General features: G+C 47.5%; 25 protein-coding genes and 1 other annotated feature. Of the genes, 1 reads left to right on the forward strand and 24 read right to left on the reverse strand.

The genetic code is table 11. The features are described 5' to 3' along the window. Positions 1-187: 187 nt before the first annotated feature. Positions 188-730 carry a transcription repressor NadR gene (locus BN1002_RS13805; RefSeq protein ID WP_048825749.1) on the forward strand — a complete coding sequence of 181 codons (543 nt, stop codon included), beginning with the start codon at positions 188-190 and terminating at the stop codon, positions 728-730. A gap of 85 nt (positions 731-815) precedes the next feature. On the opposite strand, the gene BN1002_RS13810 is transcribed toward BN1002_RS13805, so the two are convergent. The 24 genes from BN1002_RS13810 to BN1002_RS13925 form a co-directional block, all read right to left on the reverse strand. Next, complete coding sequence (locus tag BN1002_RS13810; RefSeq protein WP_048825751.1) at positions 816-1,271, reverse strand: ACT domain-containing protein; 456 nt, start codon at positions 1,269-1,271, stop codon at positions 816-818. 24 nt (positions 1,272-1,295) lie between these two features. Further along, positions 1,296-2,588 (reverse strand): GTPase ObgE, encoded by a 1,293-nt coding sequence (obgE, locus tag BN1002_RS13815; protein ID WP_048825753.1) that lies wholly within the window; start codon positions 2,586-2,588, stop codon positions 1,296-1,298. A gap of 66 nt (positions 2,589-2,654) precedes the next feature. Continuing rightward, on the reverse strand, positions 2,655-3,188 hold the full coding sequence (locus tag BN1002_RS13820; RefSeq protein WP_048825754.1) for a Spo0B C-terminal domain-containing protein: 534 nt from the start codon (positions 3,186-3,188) through the stop codon (positions 2,655-2,657). Positions 3,189-3,339: 151 nt separating this feature from the next. Further along, complete coding sequence (gene rpmA, locus BN1002_RS13825) at positions 3,340-3,633, reverse strand: 50S ribosomal protein L27 (protein ID WP_048825756.1); 294 nt, start codon at positions 3,631-3,633, stop codon at positions 3,340-3,342. After that, positions 3,634-3,981, reverse strand: coding sequence for a ribosomal-processing cysteine protease Prp (locus tag BN1002_RS13830; protein ID WP_048825757.1), 348 nt, complete (start codon positions 3,979-3,981; stop codon positions 3,634-3,636). A gap of 11 nt (positions 3,982-3,992) precedes the next feature. Then, a complete protein-coding gene (gene rplU, locus BN1002_RS13835; protein ID WP_048825759.1) occupies positions 3,993-4,301 on the reverse strand; it encodes a 50S ribosomal protein L21 in 309 nt (102 codons plus the stop codon). A 14-nt stretch (positions 4,302-4,315) separates the two neighbouring features. Continuing rightward, positions 4,316-4,395, reverse strand: a sequence feature (ribosomal protein L21 leader region). Positions 4,396-4,444: 49 nt separating this feature from the next. Further along, a complete protein-coding gene (locus BN1002_RS13840; protein ID WP_048827954.1) occupies positions 4,445-5,935 on the reverse strand; it encodes an Rne/Rng family ribonuclease in 1,491 nt (496 codons plus the stop codon). A gap of 90 nt (positions 5,936-6,025) precedes the next feature. Next, a complete protein-coding gene (locus tag BN1002_RS13845) occupies positions 6,026-6,895 on the reverse strand; it encodes a M50 family metallopeptidase (RefSeq protein WP_048825760.1) in 870 nt (289 codons plus the stop codon). After that, positions 6,888-7,673, reverse strand: a complete 786-nt coding sequence (locus tag BN1002_RS13850) for a M23 family metallopeptidase (RefSeq protein ID WP_048825761.1) — start codon at positions 7,671-7,673, stop codon at positions 6,888-6,890. The genes BN1002_RS13845 and BN1002_RS13850 overlap by 8 nt, the downstream gene beginning before the upstream one ends. Positions 7,674-8,010: 337 nt before the next feature. After that, positions 8,011-8,817 carry a septum site-determining protein MinD gene (gene minD / locus BN1002_RS13855; protein WP_048825763.1) on the reverse strand — a complete coding sequence of 269 codons (807 nt, stop codon included), beginning with the start codon at positions 8,815-8,817 and terminating at the stop codon, positions 8,011-8,013. Between the two features lies 1 nt (position 8,818). Then, positions 8,819-9,502: a septum site-determining protein MinC gene (gene minC / locus BN1002_RS13860; protein WP_048825765.1), complete on the reverse strand. Its 684-nt coding sequence runs from the start codon at positions 9,500-9,502 to the stop codon at positions 8,819-8,821. Between the two features lie 115 nt (positions 9,503-9,617). Next, a complete protein-coding gene (mreD, locus tag BN1002_RS13865; RefSeq protein WP_048825767.1) occupies positions 9,618-10,136 on the reverse strand; it encodes a rod shape-determining protein MreD in 519 nt (172 codons plus the stop codon). After that, entirely contained in the window at positions 10,133-11,014 is an 882-nt protein-coding gene (gene mreC, locus BN1002_RS13870; RefSeq protein WP_048825768.1) for a rod shape-determining protein MreC, read from the reverse strand. The genes mreD and mreC overlap by 4 nt, the downstream gene beginning before the upstream one ends. Before the next feature lie 26 nt (positions 11,015-11,040). Further along, entirely contained in the window at positions 11,041-12,066 is a 1,026-nt protein-coding gene (locus BN1002_RS13875; RefSeq protein ID WP_048825769.1) for a rod shape-determining protein, read from the reverse strand. A 161-nt stretch (positions 12,067-12,227) separates the two neighbouring features. Continuing rightward, a complete protein-coding gene (radC, locus tag BN1002_RS13880; RefSeq protein ID WP_048827955.1) occupies positions 12,228-12,899 on the reverse strand; it encodes a RadC family protein in 672 nt (223 codons plus the stop codon). A 159-nt stretch (positions 12,900-13,058) separates the two neighbouring features. Continuing rightward, a complete protein-coding gene (locus tag BN1002_RS13885) occupies positions 13,059-13,631 on the reverse strand; it encodes a Maf family protein (RefSeq protein WP_048825770.1) in 573 nt (190 codons plus the stop codon). A 222-nt stretch (positions 13,632-13,853) separates the two neighbouring features. Beyond that, the gene (locus BN1002_RS13890; protein WP_148362779.1) at positions 13,854-14,882 is read right to left on the reverse strand and encodes a hypothetical protein; all 1,029 of its coding nucleotides are present in this window, start codon (positions 14,880-14,882) and stop codon (positions 13,854-13,856) included. A 113-nt stretch (positions 14,883-14,995) separates the two neighbouring features. Further along, positions 14,996-15,838 carry a hypothetical protein gene (locus tag BN1002_RS13895; protein ID WP_048825774.1) on the reverse strand — a complete coding sequence of 281 codons (843 nt, stop codon included), beginning with the start codon at positions 15,836-15,838 and terminating at the stop codon, positions 14,996-14,998. Continuing rightward, positions 15,835-16,467, reverse strand: a complete 633-nt coding sequence (locus BN1002_RS13900; RefSeq protein ID WP_048825775.1) for a PilN domain-containing protein — start codon at positions 16,465-16,467, stop codon at positions 15,835-15,837. Before BN1002_RS13900 ends, BN1002_RS13895 begins: the two co-directional genes overlap by 4 nt. Next, complete coding sequence (gene pilM, locus BN1002_RS13905) at positions 16,467-17,462, reverse strand: type IV pilus biogenesis protein PilM (RefSeq protein ID WP_048825777.1); 996 nt, start codon at positions 17,460-17,462, stop codon at positions 16,467-16,469. Before pilM ends, BN1002_RS13900 begins: the two co-directional genes overlap by 1 nt. A gap of 137 nt (positions 17,463-17,599) precedes the next feature. Beyond that, positions 17,600-18,352, reverse strand: coding sequence for a prepilin peptidase (locus BN1002_RS13910; RefSeq protein ID WP_048825780.1), 753 nt, complete (start codon positions 18,350-18,352; stop codon positions 17,600-17,602). A 9-nt stretch (positions 18,353-18,361) separates the two neighbouring features. After that, complete coding sequence (locus BN1002_RS24375) at positions 18,362-18,784, reverse strand: type II secretion system protein (RefSeq protein ID WP_052445646.1); 423 nt, start codon at positions 18,782-18,784, stop codon at positions 18,362-18,364. Positions 18,785-18,893: 109 nt separating this feature from the next. Then, positions 18,894-20,108, reverse strand: coding sequence for a type II secretion system F family protein (locus BN1002_RS13920; protein ID WP_048825781.1), 1,215 nt, complete (start codon positions 20,106-20,108; stop codon positions 18,894-18,896). Further along, positions 20,108-21,148 carry a type IV pilus twitching motility protein PilT gene (locus BN1002_RS13925; protein WP_048827957.1) on the reverse strand — a complete coding sequence of 347 codons (1,041 nt, stop codon included), beginning with the start codon at positions 21,146-21,148 and terminating at the stop codon, positions 20,108-20,110. Before BN1002_RS13925 ends, BN1002_RS13920 begins: the two co-directional genes overlap by 1 nt. Between the last annotated feature and the right edge of the window lie 13 nt (positions 21,149-21,161).

Genomic DNA, 21,161 nt, shown 5'->3' on the forward strand with positions numbered 1-21,161 from the left:
CAGTCCCCTCCGTTCCAATCAACTTCATTGAAAATCAACAATCACCTTTAACTATGCCTTTATGATTGTAGCCAGTCCGCTAGAGCTGGTGCCTTAATCGTATAGCACTTCTGCAGACCGGCTGGATGTTATGATAAAATAGAGTGAATCGTTAATTAGGAGAAATTATGTTTTTGGGAGTGGTATTATGGGTGAGGACAAGAAGCTGTATGGGGAAGAACGGAGGCTCAGCCTTCTGACACTTTTGAAAAACAGCCCTTCGCCGATTACAGGAAGCGAACTGGCCGCTTATGCAAAAGTAAGCCGGCAGATTATTGTAGGGGATATAACCCTGCTGAAGGCTAAAGGCGAACCAATCATCGCTACAAGCCAAGGTTATCTATACTTCAGCCATTCGCCAAACATCCCTGTTTTCGAAAAAATAATCGCTTGCTCCCATGCGCCCGGACAGACAGAGGAAGAGCTGTTGCTGATTGTTAACGAAGGGGTGACCGTGAAGGATGTTAAGATTGAGCACCCCGTGTATGGCGATCTTACCGCATCGATCATGGTTTCGAACCCTATGGAGGTCAGCCAATTTATGCAAAAAATCATGACAACGAAAGCAGCCTTTTTATCGGAGCTGACAGGCGGATATCATTTGCATACTTTATCGGCTTCTTCAGAGCAAGCACTAGCCAGAGCAGAAAAGGCACTGGACGAAGCAGGGTTCCTGATAGAAAATAGCTAAAACAGCAAAAGCGTCTGTTCCTCAAATGAACAGACGCTTTTCTATTCTTATATTTGTCTGGCAGTTCTTCAAAACCCAATCACCATTATGCCCCGGTGCCGAGAACCTCGACTTTCTCAACAAAATCCAGTCCCCTCAACCTTTCCAGCAAGTCCTCCATTTCTCCCTGCATCTGTGTTGTATTCATGGACAGGGTCACATTCGCCCGTCCCTGCAGCGGAATTGTCTGGTGGATGGTCAGGACATTACATCCGGCATCTGCTACAAGGCCAAGCAGGCGGGACAATACTCCGGATCGGTCTTCAAGGTGAAAAATGACGGTAATCAGATTTTCTTTCACAATGGAGGAAAACGGAAAAACAGTTTCCCTGTATTTATAATAGGCGCTCCTGCTCAAATCAACTTGGGCAGTCGCTTCACCGATGGACTCGGCTTTTCCCCGGTCAATCAATTCCTTAGCTTCCAATGTTTTTTTCATCACATCTGGAAGGACATCTTCCCTTACCAAATAGAACTTTTTATCAAACCGGCTGGATTTCATCATGCCACCTCTTCACACGGAACATTACTCTACAAATTCAAACTCAAATTCAAGAAGCCGTACCGTATCGCCGTCCTTGGCCCCTCTTTCCCTTAGTGCATCATCGACACCCATCCCGCGCAGCTGGCGGGCAAAGCGGCGTACAGATTCATCACGGGAAAAATCAGTCATTTTAAACAGGCGTTCTAAACTGTCACCGGAAATGACATAAGCCCCATCCGGATCCCGCGTAATTTTGAAATCCTGTTCTTCCTTTTCATGCTTATAAACAACCCTGTTCACACTTGTATCCTCGAGCGCCTCTTCATGCAGAGGGAATTCCGGAGTTTCGGCAATTTTATCAGCAATCGCAAACAACAGGTCCCTCAGCCCCTGCCTCGTTACCGCGGAGATCGGGAAAACTGGGAAATCTTCCTGAAGCTGTTCTTTAAATCTCGCCAGGTTTTCCTCAGCTTCCGGCATATCCATTTTATTGGCGACGATGATTTGCGGCCTCTCCGTCAACCGCAGGTTATACTGCTGTAGCTCTGTATTGATTTTTTGGTAATCCTCAAAAGGGTCGCGGCCTTCCGTTGCCGCCATATCGATGACATGGACGATGACGCGCGTCCTTTCGATATGCCTTAAAAACTGGTGGCCAAGGCCTACTCCCTGATGGGCGCCTTCAATCAAACCGGGAAGGTCCGCCATAACAAAACTGCGTCCGTCCTCTGTTTCGACAACCCCCAAATTCGGAACAATCGTTGTAAAATGGTATTCGGCAATTTTTGGCTTAGCCGAAGAAACAACCGAAAGCAGAGTCGATTTACCGACACTTGGGAACCCGACAAGCCCGACATCCGCGAGAAGTTTCAGCTCGAGGACAATATTCCGTTCATGTCCTGGTTCCCCTTTTTCGGAAAGCTCCGGCGCCGGGTTTGCAGGGGTAGCGAACCTCGAATTGCCCCTGCCGCCACGGCCGCCGCGGGCGATGATGGCCCTTTGCCCATGTTCAACCAAATCGGCTATAATTTCGTTTGTTTCTTGATCATATACAACTGTTCCGGGTGGCACTTTAACAATCATATCCTTAGCATTTTTCCCATGCTGGTTCTTGGACATGCCGTGCTCGCCCCGTGGTGCTTTAAAATGGCGCTGATAGCGGAAGTCCATAAGCGTGCTAAGGCCTTCTTCAACCTCGAATACAACGTTCGCGCCAGAACCGCCGTCACCGCCTGCCGGCCCGCCATTCGGCACATATTTCTCACGGCGGAACGCAACCATCCCGTCGCCACCGTCGCCGCCTTTTACATAAATTTTCACCTGATCAACAAACATATTATTATTTCCTCCCGTCTTGCAATTACGATAAATAAAATGACTTGGTGAGATTGTTCCCCTTCTTTAGCGAAACGGCATGAAAATTTTCACTGTCAGCTCATGGTCATTAAAATCGCCGACCGTCATATCGATATTATTCCGTTCCTCAAGGAAAGTATTGATTAGCTTTGTCCTTACTATCATTCCGCTAAATTCGAAAAAGAAACAAATCCCATCCTTCACCTGATTAATGCAGATGGAGAGGTTGTTTTCCTGGAATTCCTCTACGGCAAAATCAAGCACGGAAAAAAAAGCCGCTGTCCACTTCGTAAGGGCTTTTTCATCTACCGGTCCCGTTTCGTTTTCATGAAGCACTTCATATTCGAGGTGAAAATGATGCCCTTCCCAATTTGCTTTTAAAAGCAGCGAAGCAAACAGGGGCATTTTTAAATTCGATAGTTTTGATTCCTGCTGCGTTTCAATAATAATATCATCAATTACGGCTTTTGCCCGGTCCACCTTGTCCATATCAAGATTCCCTTTTATGAGCTGCAGCCTATTCAGCCAGTCATGCCGGGAATGCCTGAGCACTTCGACAATATCCCAATTCTTCTCCATACTCTACTCCTTGTTTCCTGCGCTGTTTGCCCATAGTATAACAAAAAATGAAAGCCGCGTAAGCAAATATGAACTCTAAAGGAAAAATCCAGTACAGATAAAAAAAGACTCCGGCCTTGAGGCCAGAGTCTCCGTTGTTTATAACTTAAACTTAAGCTTCCTGAGCTGCTGGATAAACACTTACTTTTTTGCGGTCACGGCCCATACGTTCGAACTTTACAACGCCGTCAACTTTTGCAAAAAGAGTGTCGTCTCCGCCGCGGCCTACGTTTTCACCTGGATAGATCTTTGTTCCGCGTTGGCGGTACAGGATTGATCCACCTGTGACGAACTGGCCATCCGCACGCTTCGCGCCAAGGCGTTTCGCGATGGAGTCACGGCCGTTCTTCGTAGAACCTACTCCCTTTTTGGAAGCAAACAATTGAAGATCCAATTTCAATAACATTTATTCCACCTCCTGTTTTTTGAAGGTAATTCGTATGTGACGCCCGTATTCTTCCTCGATCGTCTTCAGCTGAAAGTACATCCCGTTCAGAAGGACCTGAATTTTTTCCTGCTCCTGTGCCGGAAGATTTTCCGGTATCACACAGCGGAGCAAGCCTTCTTCATAGTCGATCTCTGTTTCGGGAACGACTCCCGTCATTTCATGGATTGCATTTATCGCACCGACCGAAATGGCGGACGCGCCTGCGCAGACGATGTCCTTGCCCCTATCGGCAAATAATGCATGGCCTGAAATTGAAAACGAATGGATCAGACCGGCCTCATTTCTTGAGATCGTTACATCAATCATAAAATCACGCCTTACGCGTTGATTTTGTCGATGACAACTTTAGTGTACGGCTGGCGATGGCCTTGCTTCTTACGATAGTTTTTCTTCGCCTTGTACTTGAAAACAATGATTTTCTTCGCACGGCCCTGCTTTTCAACAGTAGCTGTTACAGAAGCGCCTTCAACAACCGGGCTTCCAACTTTCACGTCTTCTCCGCCTACGAAAAGAACTTTGTCAAAAGTAACTGTTTCGCCTGCTTCTGCGTTAAGCTTTTCGATGTAGATGGCTTGGCCTTCTTCAACACGGATTTGCTTACCGCCAGTTTCGATAATTGCGTACATGAACTTGCACCTCCTCTAAGTCTAAGACTCGCCATCACAGGCGTTTTGCCGGGGCAAAAGCTTATGGCCTGGTCCTGAGCGGTTGTAGCACGGGTGCGCTACAAACATAACATGAAAATACTATCACAAAAGGCAAGACAGTGTCAATACGTATTGTCCGCTTTCTTCCTCAGTTCGCCGGCCGTTCCGAATTGTTTCACTGCGTAGAAATTCACGGCGTTTTCCACCGGCTTTATAATGATCAACATGCCAAGCGCTTCCTGCAGCCGTTTCAGGTGGATTCCAGCCTCGCCTTCGAATACTTTCTTCACGGAGGGGGACGCTTCAACCAGGACCGCTTCTTCAACAGATCCCCTGTGCTCCCACAATTCACGTTCCAATTTAAACGCCTCTGTCTCCGGGCTGGAAATGCGACCGGTCCCGCCGCAGGAAGGGCATTTCACAGTGAGCGTTTCGGAAAGGGAAGGCCCCAGCCTTTTCCTCGTCAGCTGAAAAATGCCAAGCGCCGTAAAGCCCGCATTCCGTGTCCGGCGATTATCCTTGCGCAGCTCCGCATCCATTTTTGCCGATACCCTGCTCCGTTCCTCATCTGTTTTCATTTCAATGAAATCGACTAGGATCATCCCAGCAAGGTCCCTGAGGCGGATCTGCCTCGCAATTTCCTCCGCCGCCAGCAAATTCGTTTTTAAAACGGTATCCTGGAGACTGTTTTTGCCGGAAAACTTCCCGGTATTCACATCAATCGCTGTCAGCGTCTCCGTTTCTTCTATTAGAAGATAGGCGCCATTTTCCAGCCAGACGACCCGCTTTAAAAGTTTCTCAAGCTCCGCTTCAACACCATGGGCAGCTAAAATATTCTCTTTTCCTGAATAAAAGCTGAAAACCAGCTCCTTTTTTATCCCGCCAAATCGCATTTTAAGCTCGCTCAAAAGTCCTGAGTCATCCGCGGCCACTTCACCGGATTCCATCCTTTCAATGATCGGCAGCAGCTTATCTACGAACACATCCGCCTGCGCAACAAGCCCTGGTTTCTTCATTTCCGCGGCTTTTTGCAAAAGTCCTTCCGCTTCGCGCCGCAGCCTGTCGATTTCACTAACAATCTCCTCATCTACCGCACCGCCCGCGGAGGTTCGGAAAATCAGTCCTTCCCCCTCTAGCCTGGCCTCCCTCCCAAGTACACGGAGTTCTTCCCGCCGGCCGGAATCGGAAATCTTTTTTGACACAGCGAGATAATTTCCCGCTGGCATATACACAAGATGGGTTCCCGGCACTTCGATGATGCCTGTCACTTTGGCCCCTTTTGTTCCAACCGGGTCTTTTTCGACCTGGACAAGAAGGCGTTCTCCCTGGCGGACGAATGCCGAGATGCTTTTCCTCTCCCTTTCCTCATTGGGCAGGCCTGACTGAACATATTCAGCCAGTGAGTCCCGGTGGAGGTATGCATTCTTATCCGTGCCGATATCAATAAAGGCGGCATTCATCCCAGGCAGGACTTTTGTGACGATTCCTAGGAAAATCCCACCCACAAGAGACCTTGTTTCCTCCCGGCCAATTTCAATTTGACCTGCCTTGCCGTTATGGATGAAAGCGGCCCGTTTTTCCCTGCCGCTGCAGTTAATAATCAGTTTATCCACTTGCATTCCCCGCTTCTAAAAATTCCTTCCTCCATTATAACGCAAAAAAAAGCATTCGCCAGGAGCCCCCTGGGAATGCTTTACGTCTGATTAATAGGCATAAATCAAGTCGCCAACTTTGCCATCCGGCCTTTTTTCGGCAAAAACATGATGGAGCACTTCATTTTCATCCAGCATACCTTTTTCCTTACCTCCACTCTCAACTAAAATGGAATGCTTGCAGCCGCGTCGGAATTTCGCCAGCACCTTCATAACCGCTTCACCTTCATCCGCCCTGATCGGTTTCAAAACAGAAGGCACGCTTTCTTTATTTCCATAATAACGCTCTAGCAAAAACCGCAAAAAGACAAAATGGCGCTGCTTCCATTCAAAAAACAAGCTGAAGTAAAGGAATCCCGCAATCAGCCAGCTATTTAAGTGAAAAGGAGAAACGATAAGCGTAATAGCAGTAAAAACGGTCAGAAATGCGAATGAACTGATGAGCATCCATTCGTACGCATCGGGAAATGGCTTCCATAGTGAAAGTAAGAGAAAAAGGAGCTTGCCCCCGTCAAGAGGCCAAATGGGAAAAAGATTGAATACTAAAATCATCAGATTGTATTTTACAAACAAAAAATAGGCGTACTCAGGAATAACGCCATTTTCATACATGAGAAAGGCCGCACCCATGAGCCATAAATGCTGGGCAGGCCCGGCAAGTATGACAATCAATTCTTCCTTCACCGGCCTGTTCCCATGCTCATCCATTTCCGCGACCCCGCCAAACGGCAACAGAGTGATACTCTTAATCCGCCAAGAGAAAGACAAGGCCGCAGCGGCATGGCCCACCTCGTGGATGAGAATAATCGCGAAGAGCATGCACAACTCAAGGAAATGTCCAGTCAGTGCGGCGGCCGCAGCCGCCATCCACAGCAAGGGATGGATGCGGATGAGCGTCAGCATCGTGGCGGCTCTATTCAAAGCGGATCACCTGAATCGGGTCAATAAACGCTTCACCCTTTTTGATGGCAAAATAAAACTCTCCTTTTGCCTCGTCTGCGCCAGATCCCACTGTACCGATTTTCTGTTCCTTGGAAACAAACTGATAGAGTGTCACTTCAATCGCATCAAGGTGGCCATACCATGATTCCGTCTTGTCGCTGTGCTGGATGATGACAGTTTTGCCAAGCCCTTCCTTCACTCCCGCGAACATGATCCAGCCTTCATTAACCGCTTCAACAGGCGCGCTTTTATCCGTTTCAATCATGATTCCCTGTCCATTCTTTTCGAAGTGCTCAAGGATTTTTCCGGAAGTCGGAATAGAAAAATCGGTGTTATGGTCTTCTTTCACTTTCGGTTCAGGCAGGAGCGCTAATGGCTTTCCGAATTTTTCCTCATACCACTTTCCGACAGCAGCAAATTGGAAATCCTGGCTGAATCCTTTTTGCACCAGATCCTTTGCCGGCTCTAAAGCAGGCGCCTCGTTCTTAAAAAGAATCGCGATGACCAGAAAAAGGATGGCCGAACATAATACTTTGAAGAAAAATACCTCTTTCCTGAAAAGCGGATGATCCCCTTCACCCGGGCCCGTCTCATAGGAGACAAGCTCATCAAATCCATATTTATCGTCATTAAAAAGCAAGCCAGGCGAACTTGACTCTTTTTTGGCACTATATTGCCGGTACAACTTTTTCTGGCTGTTCCGCTCCTTTTTCCGCCTGGCGATCCGCTTGCGGATTTCGTCCCTGTTTGGTTGCATGTTCCCACCAGCCTTTTTATCCCTTTTAGTAGTACAAGTCTATGAGGGACCTGTCCGATGTATGCCATTGGCTTGAAGCAGGCGAGGTTAAGTTAGATGCCAATTGGATTTCTGAATAATTAGATAGGTTAGATATTCGAAAATAATCGATGATATATTAAAAAAATCGATGATATTCTCCAAAAATAGCCGATATATTGACATAATCGCTGATATCCCGGAAAGGGTCTCCCCCTTTTCCCCTTCGGACGGAAAACCTTCCAGAAAACAGCATAAAAATGCCCCGCAGGTTTCTTCTCGCCTGCGGGGCATTCTCTTAACCTATATAGCAATAAACCTATGAACGGACTCCGAAGAATTTCTTGATTTTCGCAAAAACTCCCGGATTATCTTCTTCCAGCTGCTGGAGTGGGATCGATTCACCGAGGATCCGCCTTGCAATATTGCGGTAAGCAAGAGACGCTTTACTGTTTGGGTTCAAAGCGATCGGTTCACCGTAATGGGAAGCCTTGATGACTTCATCATCATCCGCGACGATCCCGAGCAAGTCGATTGACAAATGGTGGGTGATTTCATCGACATCCATCGTTTCGCCATTTCTCATCATATGCGGGCGAATCCGGTTGATAATCAGCTTCGGCGCTTCAACATTTTCTTCCTTTTCCAAAAGGCCGATAATTCGGTCCGCGTCCCGGACAGCCGATTTTTCCGGCGTGGTGACGACAATCGCTCTATCGGCACCAGCTACCGCATTCCTGTAGCCATGCTCAATTCCTGCGGGGCAGTCAATAATAATATAGTCAAATTCTTGCTTTAATTTTTCCACCAGGTCTTTCATCTGTTCTGGTGTGACAGCCGTTTTATCCTCTGTTTGCGCAGCCGGAAGCAAAAAGAGCAGCCCGTCGAACCTTTTATCTTTCACGAGCGCCTGATGCATTTTACAGCGGCCCAACGCCACATCCACTAGGTCATAGATAATCCTATTTTCAAGCCCCATGACGACATCAAGATTCCGGAGGCCGATATCCGTATCTACAAGGCACACCTTTTTCCCTTGCAGGGCAAGGGCTGTACCTAAATTCGCGGAAGTCGTCGTTTTCCCGACGCCTCCTTTTCCGGATGTGATAACGATTGCTTCTCCCACATTAACGCCCTCCTTCAAATCTAGTTAATCCAGGCCTTATGCTAGCAAGGGTCTGGAGCCTGTCTATAATCATCTCATTCTCTTCATTTATGTACGCGCATTCCATTTCACCCGGATTTGCTCCGCTGCCCGGATTTTCGGGCGACGTCCTCAGGAAATGGCTGATCCTAAGCTGGGTCGGCAGCATCCCGGAAGCGGCAATAATGGCGTCCTGGTCGCCGAAGCAGCCGGCATGAGCGATTCCCTTCAGGACGCCCATCACGAAAATATTCCCGCCAGCCATCACCATACCGCCGGGATTGACATCACCAATCAGGAGCAGGTCGCCAGGCACCTTAAGCACCTGCCCGGAACGGACCATTCTCGCCACGGTTGCTACCGATTCCTTATCCTTTAACTCTTCTGCTTGCTGCTTTGTAAGCACATTCGATTCAAGCGAGGCAACGGCGAGATTTTTATGACGGAGGATAAGCTCCTTTAGCTCTTCCTGCTGCTCGAATGTTAAATACCGATTTCCGGTATGCACCTTCACGTTAAGGAGCTGCGCTTCGCCATCCCTTGGCTGCTGCGAGGAAAGCTTTCCCGACAGGTCCTTTTTCAATTCTTCATATGAACAAAGGTCGTCCAGAAACAGTGTCAGACCGTCCTTAGTTCCTTTTATAATAACATTTTGCAATTTGTTCATGGCCGTACTTCACCTCGATCGTCAGAAACACACAGATAGACCATTGAATTCCCGGCTTTACCGGGATGGGCAATCTTCACCTACAACCATTTCGACATCCGCTGCCAAAATTCCTTTATAATAACGAATCCTGCCCGCCCAATTTTTCAAAATACCGCTTCAGAGGGTAATATGCCAAAACAAGAAAGATCAGGTTCAGGCAAAGGGACGGAAGCAGCCGCATCTGGGCAAATTCTGAAAAAGTAAGGTCCGTCAGATGAATGAAATGGTTCAATTTGTAAATGACCGCCTCCAACAAGGATATACCGGTCATAATAATAATCATAACAACCAGCGCATTTGCCATGAGAACCTTCATTGCTTTCATAACAAGGTAGATTGTCAGGGGAAAGAGAAATAAATAGACTCCAATAATTTCAGTATACACGATGTCGAATAACAGACCGAATACAAATCCGTATATAATCGCAATTTTTGGCGCATTGTAGATGGCCAGCAGCATCAGAGCCATGATCAGGAACCTTGGTACGAGAATCCATTTCCCATAAAAATATTCCGAGGGAAGCAGCTGGACAAAGACACTCTCAATCGTAAAAAAAAGGAACAATAAAAGAGGAAGAAAGAACCGGTTCACAATTCTTCCTCCTTTTCGTCCACCATTTCTTTTTTATCAGGTTTCATTATTAGTCTTTTAACAACCATAACCTCACGAATCCCATAGAAATCCGCTTCAGGTTTTACAAGCGCGATTTGGTTCAGCCCATATTGGTCTGGCTGCACTTCGACAACCTTGCCGACAAGCAGCCCCTCTGGAAAGACACCGCCAAGGCCGGAAGTAATGACGGTCTGCCCCTTTTTCACTTTCGCCTCATAAGGGATCTTCTTCACTTTCAAAAGCTTTTTCTCTTCGTCGAAGCCTTCAACGAATCCAAAGACTTCGCTGTCCCCCTGGGTAACGACGGAAATCCGGTTTTTAGGATCCATCGCGCTCAATAGCTGGACCGTTGAAGAAAAATCGTTTGCGGTTTTAATTTTGCCGATCAGCCCTTTGGAAGTGATGACGGCCATATTTTTTTTAATCTTGTCTGACGTTCCTTTATTGATAATAATCTGTTCATTCCATCGGTCCGGATTACGGCCGATGACCGATGAGTGGATTAATTCAGATTCGCTGAGCGACTCACTTTTCTGGAGAATTTCGCGAAGTTCTTTATTTTCCCTCTTCAGCCTGGCTACATCCGATTCAAGCTCAGCGATGTATTCGACTCGGGATTTAAGCTCCTTATTTTCACTGTATGTATCTTGAAGGTCACCTACATTTTCAATAAAACCGGCCACATATTGGACTGGCGTGGATACAAGCGATTGAAGCCAGCCGGTGCTGTCCTTGACGAACTGCTCCGGCCATGTAAGCTTCTCCCGCTCCCTTAATGAAAATCCAATCAAAGCCACCAGAATGATGATACTTACGAGCAAAATAATGAGGCGTTTATTCAAAAAGAATTGCGGCATGATTTTACACCTCTGTTTTCAAACATTTAACGGGATTCCCTCGGCCTGTTTTTAAACAAGTTGATATGGTCGAGCGCCTTCCCTGTACCGATTGCCACACAGTCCAGCGGATCCTCAGCGATCAACACCGGCATATTCGTTTCCTTGCCAATTACTTTATCAATATTGCGCAGGAGCGCGCCGCCGCCTGTCAGGACGATTCCTCGGTCCATGATATCCGCAGCAAGCTCTGGCGGAGTCTTCTCAAGTGTATTCTTGACTGCATCGACAATCGCGTAAACTGTATCATGAAGCGCGCCGGCAATTTCCGCCGCGGTAATTTCAATCGTTTTTGGCAGGCCGGTCAGAAGGTCGCGGCCGCGGATTTCCATATTTTCAATGTCTTCTGTCCCGCCAGCTGAACCAACTTCCATCTTGATAGCTTCAGCTGTCCGGTCTCCGATCATCAGGTTATATGTTTTACGGATGTATTGGATGATAGCTTCATCCATTTCATCGCCTGCAATCCTGATTGACTGGCTTGTCACAATTCCGCCCAGGGAAATGATCGCCACTTCGGTTGTACCGCCGCCGATATCGACGACCATGCTTCCGGTCGGCTCCCAGACAGGAAGATTCGCACCGATTGCCGCGGCAAACGGCTCTTCAATCGGGAACGCATCCCTTGCGCCGGCCTGTTTTGTCGCATCGATTACCGCGCGCTGCTCAACAGCGGTAATCCCGGAAGGAACACAGACCATGATATACGGCTTGCTGTTTTTGAAAAAGCCGGTATTCTTGGACGCCTGCTTGATATAGTATTTCATCATCGTCGCCGTTGTTTCGTAATCGGCGATGACACCGTCCTTCATTGGCCTCAAGGCAACAATATTGCCTGGTGTGCGGCCGATCATATTTTTCGCATCATTCCCGACAGCGACAATCTGCTTCGTATCGTTCTGGAACGCAACGACAGACGGCTCCCTTAAAACAATTCCTTTTCCTTTAACGTATATAAGTGTATTGGCAGTCCCCAAATCGATGCCAAGATCTTTGCTCCCAAATCCAAACATGTGTGTATCTCCCTTTCCCTCGCAAAAATGCAGTCATTTTAGCCGAATTCATTTTTATCAAAAATTGTAGATTAATGTGTTATTGTTTCGCTTTTTGTTCGGGCTTGCCCGCCAAAAATCATAAACAATATTATAACGCAACGTCAAATAAAAACATAGTGTCACAAATACCCTTTTTCTTTCAGACTGATGAATTTATTTTCTCCGATGATCAAGTGGTCCAGGACATCGATCCCAATAATTTTCCCGCATTCCGCGAGGCGCTTTGTCACCTCGATATCCTCCCTGCTCGGGGTCGGATCGCCGGAAGGGTGGTTATGGAGGCAAATAATGGAGGCTGCCGAGCGCCGGAACGCTTCTTTGAAAACCTCGCGCGGATGGACGATTGAGGCATTCAGGCTTCCAATGAAAATGGTCTGTTTATGCAGAACCTGGTTCTTCGTGTTCAGATAAAGACACACGAAATGCTCCTGGCTCAGGAAACGCATTTCATTCATCACGTAGTTTGCCCCATCCTCCGGGGAACGGATCACATATCTATCATTGTTTGTCAGATTAGCCACCCTGCCGCCCAACTCCAGGGCCGCCATCAGCTGGATCGCCTTTGCTTTCCCGATCCCCTTGATTGTGGTGATTTCTTCGAGCGAGGCCGCCTTAAGAAGCCTCAAGCCTTCAAAATGGGAAAGGAGCCGGTTGGACAGCTGCAGGACAGATTCATCCTTCGTCCCTGTCCGGAGCAAAAGGGCAATTAGTTCGTGGTTTGACAGGCTTGCCGGACCGCCCGCAATGAAGCGTTCGCGCGGCCTTTCTTCCTGGGGGTAATCACGGATCATCAATGTATTGGCAGTCAAATAAAAATCCTCCCTTTTATAAAGGGAGCCCGGATAGGGAAACGGCCAGCCGCCGCCCTATAAGAAACTTATCATAATAAGGACGACCCAAAGCCATTTGAAGTTTCAACCTTCATGCCGGGTGTTTTCCAGGCTGGCCCATTAAAAAGGCAGCGGCCAGCCTGCCTTCCTCAGTTCCCTGACAGTCATGGAAACCGGAAGGCCCATTACAGCGAAATAATCGCCGTCAATTTTTTTGACAAGCATGCTGCCGAGTCCCTGGATGCCATAGCCGCCCGCCTTGTCAAAAGGCTCGCCGCTGTTCACGTAGTACTCGATTTCCCTGTCCGTCAACTCCCAGAAATGCACTTTGGTTTTTTCAAAAAAACGGACTTCATTCCCCGGGCTGATAATTGAAACCCCGGTATAGACTTCATGGGCCTGTCCAGACAAAAGCCGCAGCATTCCGACAGCTTCCTCGTGGCCCGTAGGCTTGCCAAGGATGGCACCGTCGAAAACGACAACGGTATCGGAGCCAATGATAAAATCATTGGGATGTTTTGAAAAAACAGCTCTTGCTTTTCTTTCAGCAAGGCCCATGACAACTTCCTCCGGGGAGGTACCAGGTTCAAAGCTTTCGTCGATATCAGAGCTGTAAATGTGGAAATTCAGATGGAGATTTTCCAGAAGTTCTTTTCGCCGTGGAGAAGAAGAGGCTAAAATGAGGTTCGGCATGCAATCACCTTTCTTTTTGTTCGGTTTGGGGAGATACAGATTCATCGTATCAAACTTCGCCACCGCAAACAATTTATAATGGTTAAAGTGGCAAAACTTTTTGCTTCTTATGCAGGTTCTCTGGTTTTCCAGCCAAATGAAAAAAACCCGGACCTAATGCCCGGGTGCTTTTCCGTGATATCTTTACTAACACTGCGGTTCCTCTCCTTGCCTGTCCCGCTGTTAAAACGATTGAGATTGTTCGAGGAAGTTCAATAAATGCTGCTGGGCGCTGAGCGAGTCCTTTGATGCACCATTCTTTTCAAAAGCGGCCAGGCTGCCAGCCGCCTTTTCCAATTCGTTATAAAGAGCTGCGATCTTGTCGTTCGCAAACTTCGCGCCATCCATCTCTTTAAGAAATCCTGCCTCTTTTTCGATGGATGGGGCATTTTTACCCGAATAGGCTGCTGCCGCGGCAGCGCTTAACACATCGTATATTTCAGGGGCCTTTGCAAGAAAATCTTTTTCGGAGGCCGTGGCTTTTCCCGCTTTCCGCTCCGCCAGCCCTATTTCTTTCGCATAAAAGTCGATGCCTTTCGCTTTCATGGAAGCCCCAATTTCTTTAGCCTCCTCCAGAGTGCCTGCCAGCCCGATCAAAAGCATGTATTTTCCGTCCATTTCGAGAATGGCTGCCGGTACATCCTTAGCTTCGAGACCCGTTTTTACTTGTGCAGCGGCTTCCTTCGTCGAATAGACACCTTCCTGGACAACAAAGGCGGTAACAGGCGGAAGTTTAGCCGCAGCTGCTACTGCGGTTTTTCCCGGTTTCTCTTTTCCAGAGGATTCTCCAGCCGCCTTTTCCCCAAGCTGTGGATCAGCCGACGTCACAACGGGCTTGTCAGTGAGAACAAGCTTAAGCATCACCGCTCCAAACGTCAATCCAATCAGCACGGCAAAGGCAACCGTAAAAAAAATCGGCTTTATAGGCCCTTTCTTCTTTTTTGAAAGTGATTGGGTTTGTTTTGGGTAGATCGCTGCCGTATTCACCGCTTCATTTATAATGAACTCTTCCGGCTCTGCAGGCTCCTGTTCAGGTAGGATCCACTCAAAGTGTTCTTCCTCCGCTTCAAGTCCGGCGGCCTGCTCTTCCATAGAACCCGAATCTTCTTTGACGATTTCTTTTTCGCCCCCGGGCTTGTCCTGTACTGGCTGATATGTATGGGCCTCACCATTCATTTTAATCGTAATGGTATTGTTTTTTCGCTTGTCCACAAAGAGCTCTTCCTTTCTGCCGCCGGCCGGTTTTTTCCATCCTAACACAGCGGCAAAAAAAAATAACAAGGATTTTGTCGCCTTGTTATAAGATGCTTTCGCCAATTAATGATTTAATTTTCCGTTGTTTCACTCTTCTCTTTTTCCCCGCTGACTCTGAAAGAGCTAAGCGGATTCCGCTTTTTCGCCGGCTCCGGTGCGCCCACGTCAGGCAGCTGCTGGATGAGGTCCTTTAATTCCGGCATATAAAAGGCCGAAAGGGTTACCGTAAATTTCAATGGCTCGTTTTTTTGTTGAAGCGCAATAATTTCTGCCCCGCCAGTATAGTCGATTGACTCGACAATCGCAATCCGCTTCAGGCCCTCCAGTGCGGCAACGAACTTCTCAAGTTCTTCATAGCCTGGAGATTCCACCGACAACTGGACAGTCACCTTCCTGACTCCTTCGGGAACTTCCAATACCGATACAGGCTTAGGGGCAGCCTCGCTCTTTTCGCCAGCTTCCCCAGGATCCCCAGAAGGATTTTCAGAATCATTATTGACGGTTTCACCGGCAGCTTCTGTGGACTCGCCCTCTGATGCTGCTTCCTGTTCATCTTCTGTTTGCTCTGGAACGGAAATCTCGCCATCTTTTGCAAAATTCATTGATAGAACCTTTGAGCCGGAAACAGTTTCAGCCTTCTCGAAGTCAAGAATGAGTTGTTCCACCAGCGGTTTCACTGGTATTTTGAACTGCATTTGGGTTGTACTCACCGAAGTAAATTCTTCTGTTTTCTTTTCCTTCTCCTGAAGGATCGACAGAAGCTGTTCTTCTGTTTTCAGGCTTGCCTTCTTCGTTTCAAGATCGGTTTTTAGCGGCTGGACAACAAAGAAATAAATCCCGGCGAAAATCAGCACTAGGATACCGGCAAGGACGATTACGGTGAGTTGCTCTTTTTTGGACATGTTCAGCTTCATATCCCGCCAGCTCCTTCCCCGTCCTGACTTTGCACGAAGTCTTTGACAGTCTGCTTATTCAGGGTGATTTGAAACTGGCCCGTATAGCGAGGCAAGTATTCTTTTTCTTTCTCAGCTTTTTCAATGTCTGCCGCGCCAGCCTGCTGGTCAGCCTGGGCTGCGGACAGACTCGTAAGGCTCGCCTCTTTTACCCACGCTGATTTATTGAGGCTGTTCAGGAAATAAGCCGCTTCCCTGCTTGAATCAAATTGTACCGTGAGGGCAAGTTCACCTAATTCCTGATAAGCGAAGGACAGAATAAAGCCGCGTTCCGGCAAAAGGGAAGAGAATTCCTGCATGACAGGAACGGATGGGATGGTGTATTCCTCCGCCCAGGCAATAGTATTCTCAAGCTTCTCCGCTGAGTCGGCCGCGGTCAAATCGCCCGCCTTTTTTTCTTCTAGCTCGGCGATTTTTTTCGTTGTTTCAATCCGGTTATCTACTGAAGCAATATCGGTATTAAGCGAGGATATTTGCCAGAAGAAAAAACCTCCGCCACATAACAGCAAAACGGCCAACAGCATTGATGCAAAAATAATGCTTGAGCTTTTTCGCTCCTTTTTCGGGAGCAGGTTAATTTCAATCAGCATTATTTCACCTCTTTCAAGCCTAGCCCGAGGGCAAGTGCATAGCTTTCAGGCAGCACCTTGTTCCTGCCGTTTTGAACCGCATCCGCCGGTAGAATGGTAATCGGCAGATCAAATTGCTTTTTCATTTCCTCAAGAATCGTCAGGCGCAATGGATGGTCACCGTCCAGGAGGATTTTTGTAACTTCCGCATTTTCGCGTCCTGAGGAATAGCGATAGAAATCCATCAATTTGCCCATTTCCGAATACACCATCGAGAACTGGTCGTCAAGCTGCAGTGGATCCCCTCTATAACTGTATTCGCAGACGCCTGAACCATCCCTTCTGATCTCCCATTTCTCTTCTTCGAAATCGAGCGGGAACTGCCTCATAAAGTACGGAATGTGTCCTTCGAAAATACACATACTTACACTGGTCAAATTGATTTGGACAGCGAACAGGCTCTCCTCTGGCTGCACTCCGTCCATAGAGTGGTAGAGCCTGTAAAGGGCAAGGGGGGAAATATCCGCAGCCATCGGGACAAGCTTGAGGCCTGACAGAAGCTCTGAATATTCCATGACGTACCTTTCCGGAGACGAAAACAAGAGAAGTTCCTTCTTGCCGTTCTTTTGCCCCAGAGGATGCACGTCAAAAACAGGGTCCTCAAAAGGTAGATGAATGCTTGCGCCTAGCTCCATATACAAGTGGCTTTTTACTTCATCCTCAAGCACATCGGCAGGAATCGAGATTTTCCGGATTATTACAAGCGGATCCGGCACAATAAAATTCACTTGGCGCCGCCCGATTTTCCACTCCTCCACACATTCTTCAAGAATCGTCGAAAGCGTCTCAAAATCAAAAATCTTCCCATCCTCAATAATCCCCGCGGGCAAATCACGTTCCCCCCATCGCAAAGCAACAGGAGGATCCGCCGACTTCAACTCAAGAAACCGCACAGCATGATCACAAAAAACTAAATTAACAGGACGCTTACTTCCAAAAGAAAACGAAAAGGCCATAAAAATCACCCCTTAAACTGAAGCAGGGGACGGTTCTGCTGCTTCATCAAAATTGGCCGCCACGTTAGCATCTAATGCCAATTACGGGCGCCTCATGGATTCCCCTGCAATTCAGCCTTGGCATTGCAGAGTTATCATTAACAAGAAGTTATAAATTCAAGATATTTTTCAATTAATTGTGTACCGAAGAAGTAAGCAGTGAGCGTGCCGAGGGCGATGAACGGTCCGAATGGGATCGGCTGCCGCCTTTTGACAAGTTTCAGTGCCATGGCGAGGATTCCAAAGAAAGCTCCGAAAAAAGTCGATAGCATAAAAGATAAAAGCATCAGTTTCCATCCAAGGACAAAACCAATGACCGCAAACAGCTTCACATCACCGCCGCCCATGCCTCCCTTGCTAACATAAGCTATCAAAAGAAGAAGCAGGAAGCCGGCTGCCGCCCCAAGGAGTGAGTCCCACCACGGCGTAAGCGGCCAAATAATCCGTTCCAACAAAAAAATCCCTGCAAAGAACAACAAAATTTTATCAGGGATGACCATATAATGAATGTCGCTGACGAATATTATCATAAAGAGGGAAATCAGCGTCCAGGCAATGACGAGTTCCCACGTCCAGCCAAGCAGCACCGGCGCGAGTGCAAACAGGATTCCGGTCAACAGCTCCGTTATTGGATAAACAGGGGAAATCCGCGACCCACAGCCACGGCATTTCCCCTTGAGTAATACGTATGAAAAAACCGGAATCAATTCCCACCACCGCAATTCATGCCTGCATGACGGGCAGGCCGAGCGCGGTTTGACAATTGATTGCCCCTCCGGCACCCTTAGACCGACAACGTTAAAGAATGAGCCGAAGGTGATGCCGTATAAAAAACATAGTGCTAGAATCATAAAATTAGCTTATTTCTCTTCATCTTCAGTTGGCTTTTTACCGTATTCTAACAATTGCTTTTCTGTTACTGTGGTAGCATTTGTAGTTATGAGTCCTGCAGAATCATGTCCATCCAAGGTGTATTCTCCTCCACCAGTTTGTGTTCTAGTGACCTTGTTGAATTTCAAGTCTCCGCCTTTTTCTAAGTAACTAGCAAGAATATCTTTATTTACTTCCTTTTCCTCTGGGTGCTCGGCAAAATACAATTTCGCAGAACTTATTATTTGCAATCCTTCTGATACAGTAGCTTTATTTCTGGTATTATCAATTAGATTTGAAATCGCCGGCACAGCAATTGCAGCAATAATCCCCAAAATTACAATAACAGCAAGCAGTTCAATTAGCGTCAGTCCACGTTGGTCATTCATTTTTTTCTTTAATGATTTGAACATGTTTTCCTCTCCCTCTTTAGGTATTAAAACCTATGATATTAGTACTCTTTCAGTATACACCATCAAACGCTGTCAATCCTACTAGATTTTGGTAGAAATTCGTCTGTTTCTAGTATTTCTTATCAAACTGGTTAAACATTTCGAACATCGGGACCATGATACTCGTGACGATGGTTCCGACAAGCGCCGCCAGTACGACTATCATTAGGGGCTCTATGAGCGATTTGAGTTTATCGGTACCAATGTCGACTTCTTTTTCATAAAACTCGGCGACTTTTGCAAGCATGGAATCGAGCGATCCGGTTTGTTCGCCAATTGAAACCATTTGAGTGACGAGCGGAGGAAATGCCCAATGGTTTTGCATCGGAATGGTCATCGATTGTCCTTTTTCGAGTGAATCGCGGGACTTTCGGACCACCCTGGCAATGACTTCATTTTCAACGACGTTTTCAACAATCGACATCGCCTGCAGGATGGGAACCGAGCTGGAAAACAGGGAACTTAATGTCCTTGTCATCCTTGCGAGGACAGCTTTTTGCAAAAGCTTTCCGAAAATCGGCATCCGTAAAAGCGCATAGTCGAGATAATACTTTGTTTCTTGATTCTTCCGGATCATCACAACGCCCATTGCGGTCATCAAGCCAATTAGGGCGAGCAGCCACCACCAGCCCTGGACAAATGCACTTGCCCCCATCACAAATTGGGTGATAGCCGGCAATTCGCCGCCAAGGTCATCGAACATCGTCACAAAGGTCGGGACAATGGAGGTCAAGAGAAAGATCACGACGCCGATTGCGATGACGCCAATGACAGCTGGATACGTCAATGCCGAAATGATTTTTTGCTTTGTGTGATGCTGCTTTTCAAAATGGTCAGCCAGCCGTTCAAGCGCCCCATCCAGATTTCCTCCAACTTCACCCGCCCTGACCATATTGATGAACATCGGCGTAAAAATCTTCTTATGCTTTGTAACCGCAAGCGATAGCGGATTCCCTTCGCGCAACTCCGACTCTATGGCGACTAGCGCTTTTTTTAGGTGCTTGCTTTCCGTCTGGGTCGCAAGGATAGAAGTCGCGTCAACGACAGTGACGCCCGCTTTTAAGAGCGTGGCGAATTGCCGAATATAGATGACAAAATGCTCAAGCTTGACCGGATTACCGATTGAAATATCTTTTGTCAGGAAGGTTTCCGGGACTTCATTAATATCCACGACACGGATCCCGTCTTCCTTCAACTTCAAAAGCGCTTCGCGTTTTGATACTGCGTTGATCGTCCCCTGCCTTGTTCCCTTCCTGTCCCGTCCTGCATATTTGAATCTGGCCATTATGTCACCAGCTCCTGCAGATACGGCTCTGCCACCTCTTTTTGGATGAATCCTTTTTCAATCAATTCCTTAATGTTTGAATCAAGCGTATGCATGCCCTGTGCGCGCGACGTCTGCATGATGCTTGCGATTTGATGAATCTTTTCGCTACGGATAAGGTTGGCGATGGCCGCATTATTTATCATGATTTCAGTCGCCGCCTTCCGTCCTTTTTTGTCAGCTGTCGGAAACAACCTCTGGGATATAATTCCCACCAGAACCGAAGCTAGTTGAATACGGATTTGCGGCTGCTGGGCCGGCGGGAATACATCAATAATCCTGTTTATCGTCGCCGGCGCGCTTGAAGTATGCAAAGTGCCCAACACCAGATGCCCCGTTTCAGCGGCGGTGATGGCGGTCTGTATCGTTTCCAAATCCCGCATTTCCCCGACAAGGATGACATCCGGATCCTGTCTTAAAGCAGCCCGGAGCCCATTAGCGAAATTCCCGGTGTCCATTCCGATTTCCCGCTGATCAATAATCGAATTGCCATGCCTGTGCAAATACTCTATCGGATCCTCGAGCGTAATAATATGCTTCCGCATCGTTTGGTTCATAAAGTGAATCATTGAGGCAAGCGTCGTCGATTTTCCGCTGCCTGTCGGGCCTGTCACTAGGACAAGGCCTTGGGGCTTTTCGGCGAGCTTCAACAGTATATCAGGCATGCCAAGTTCGGCAATCGTTGGAACTTTTGAAGGGACCGTTCTGAGAGCCATGGCGATGCAGTTTCGTTGATGATAGGTGTTAACCCTAAAACGGGCCAATCCCGGCACACTGTAGGAAAGGTCAAGTTCTCCCTTTTCCTTGAAAATCCGCCACTTTTCTTCGGGTATAATTGCTTTTGCCATGCCGGCGGTATCATCGGGGCGGAGCGGTTCTTTTCCGTATCTTCGCAAATCCCCGTTAATCCGCATGACAGGCGGGACACCGACTGTCAGGTGGATGTCGGATGCGTTATGCTCAAAAGCCGCCTTTAAAATCAGGTCAATTTTTTCTTTCATCATAAGCCGATCT

Source organism: Bacillus sp. B-jedd, from assembly GCF_000821085.1.
Taxonomy (GTDB): domain Bacteria; phylum Bacillota; class Bacilli; order Bacillales; family Cytobacillaceae; genus Bacillus_D.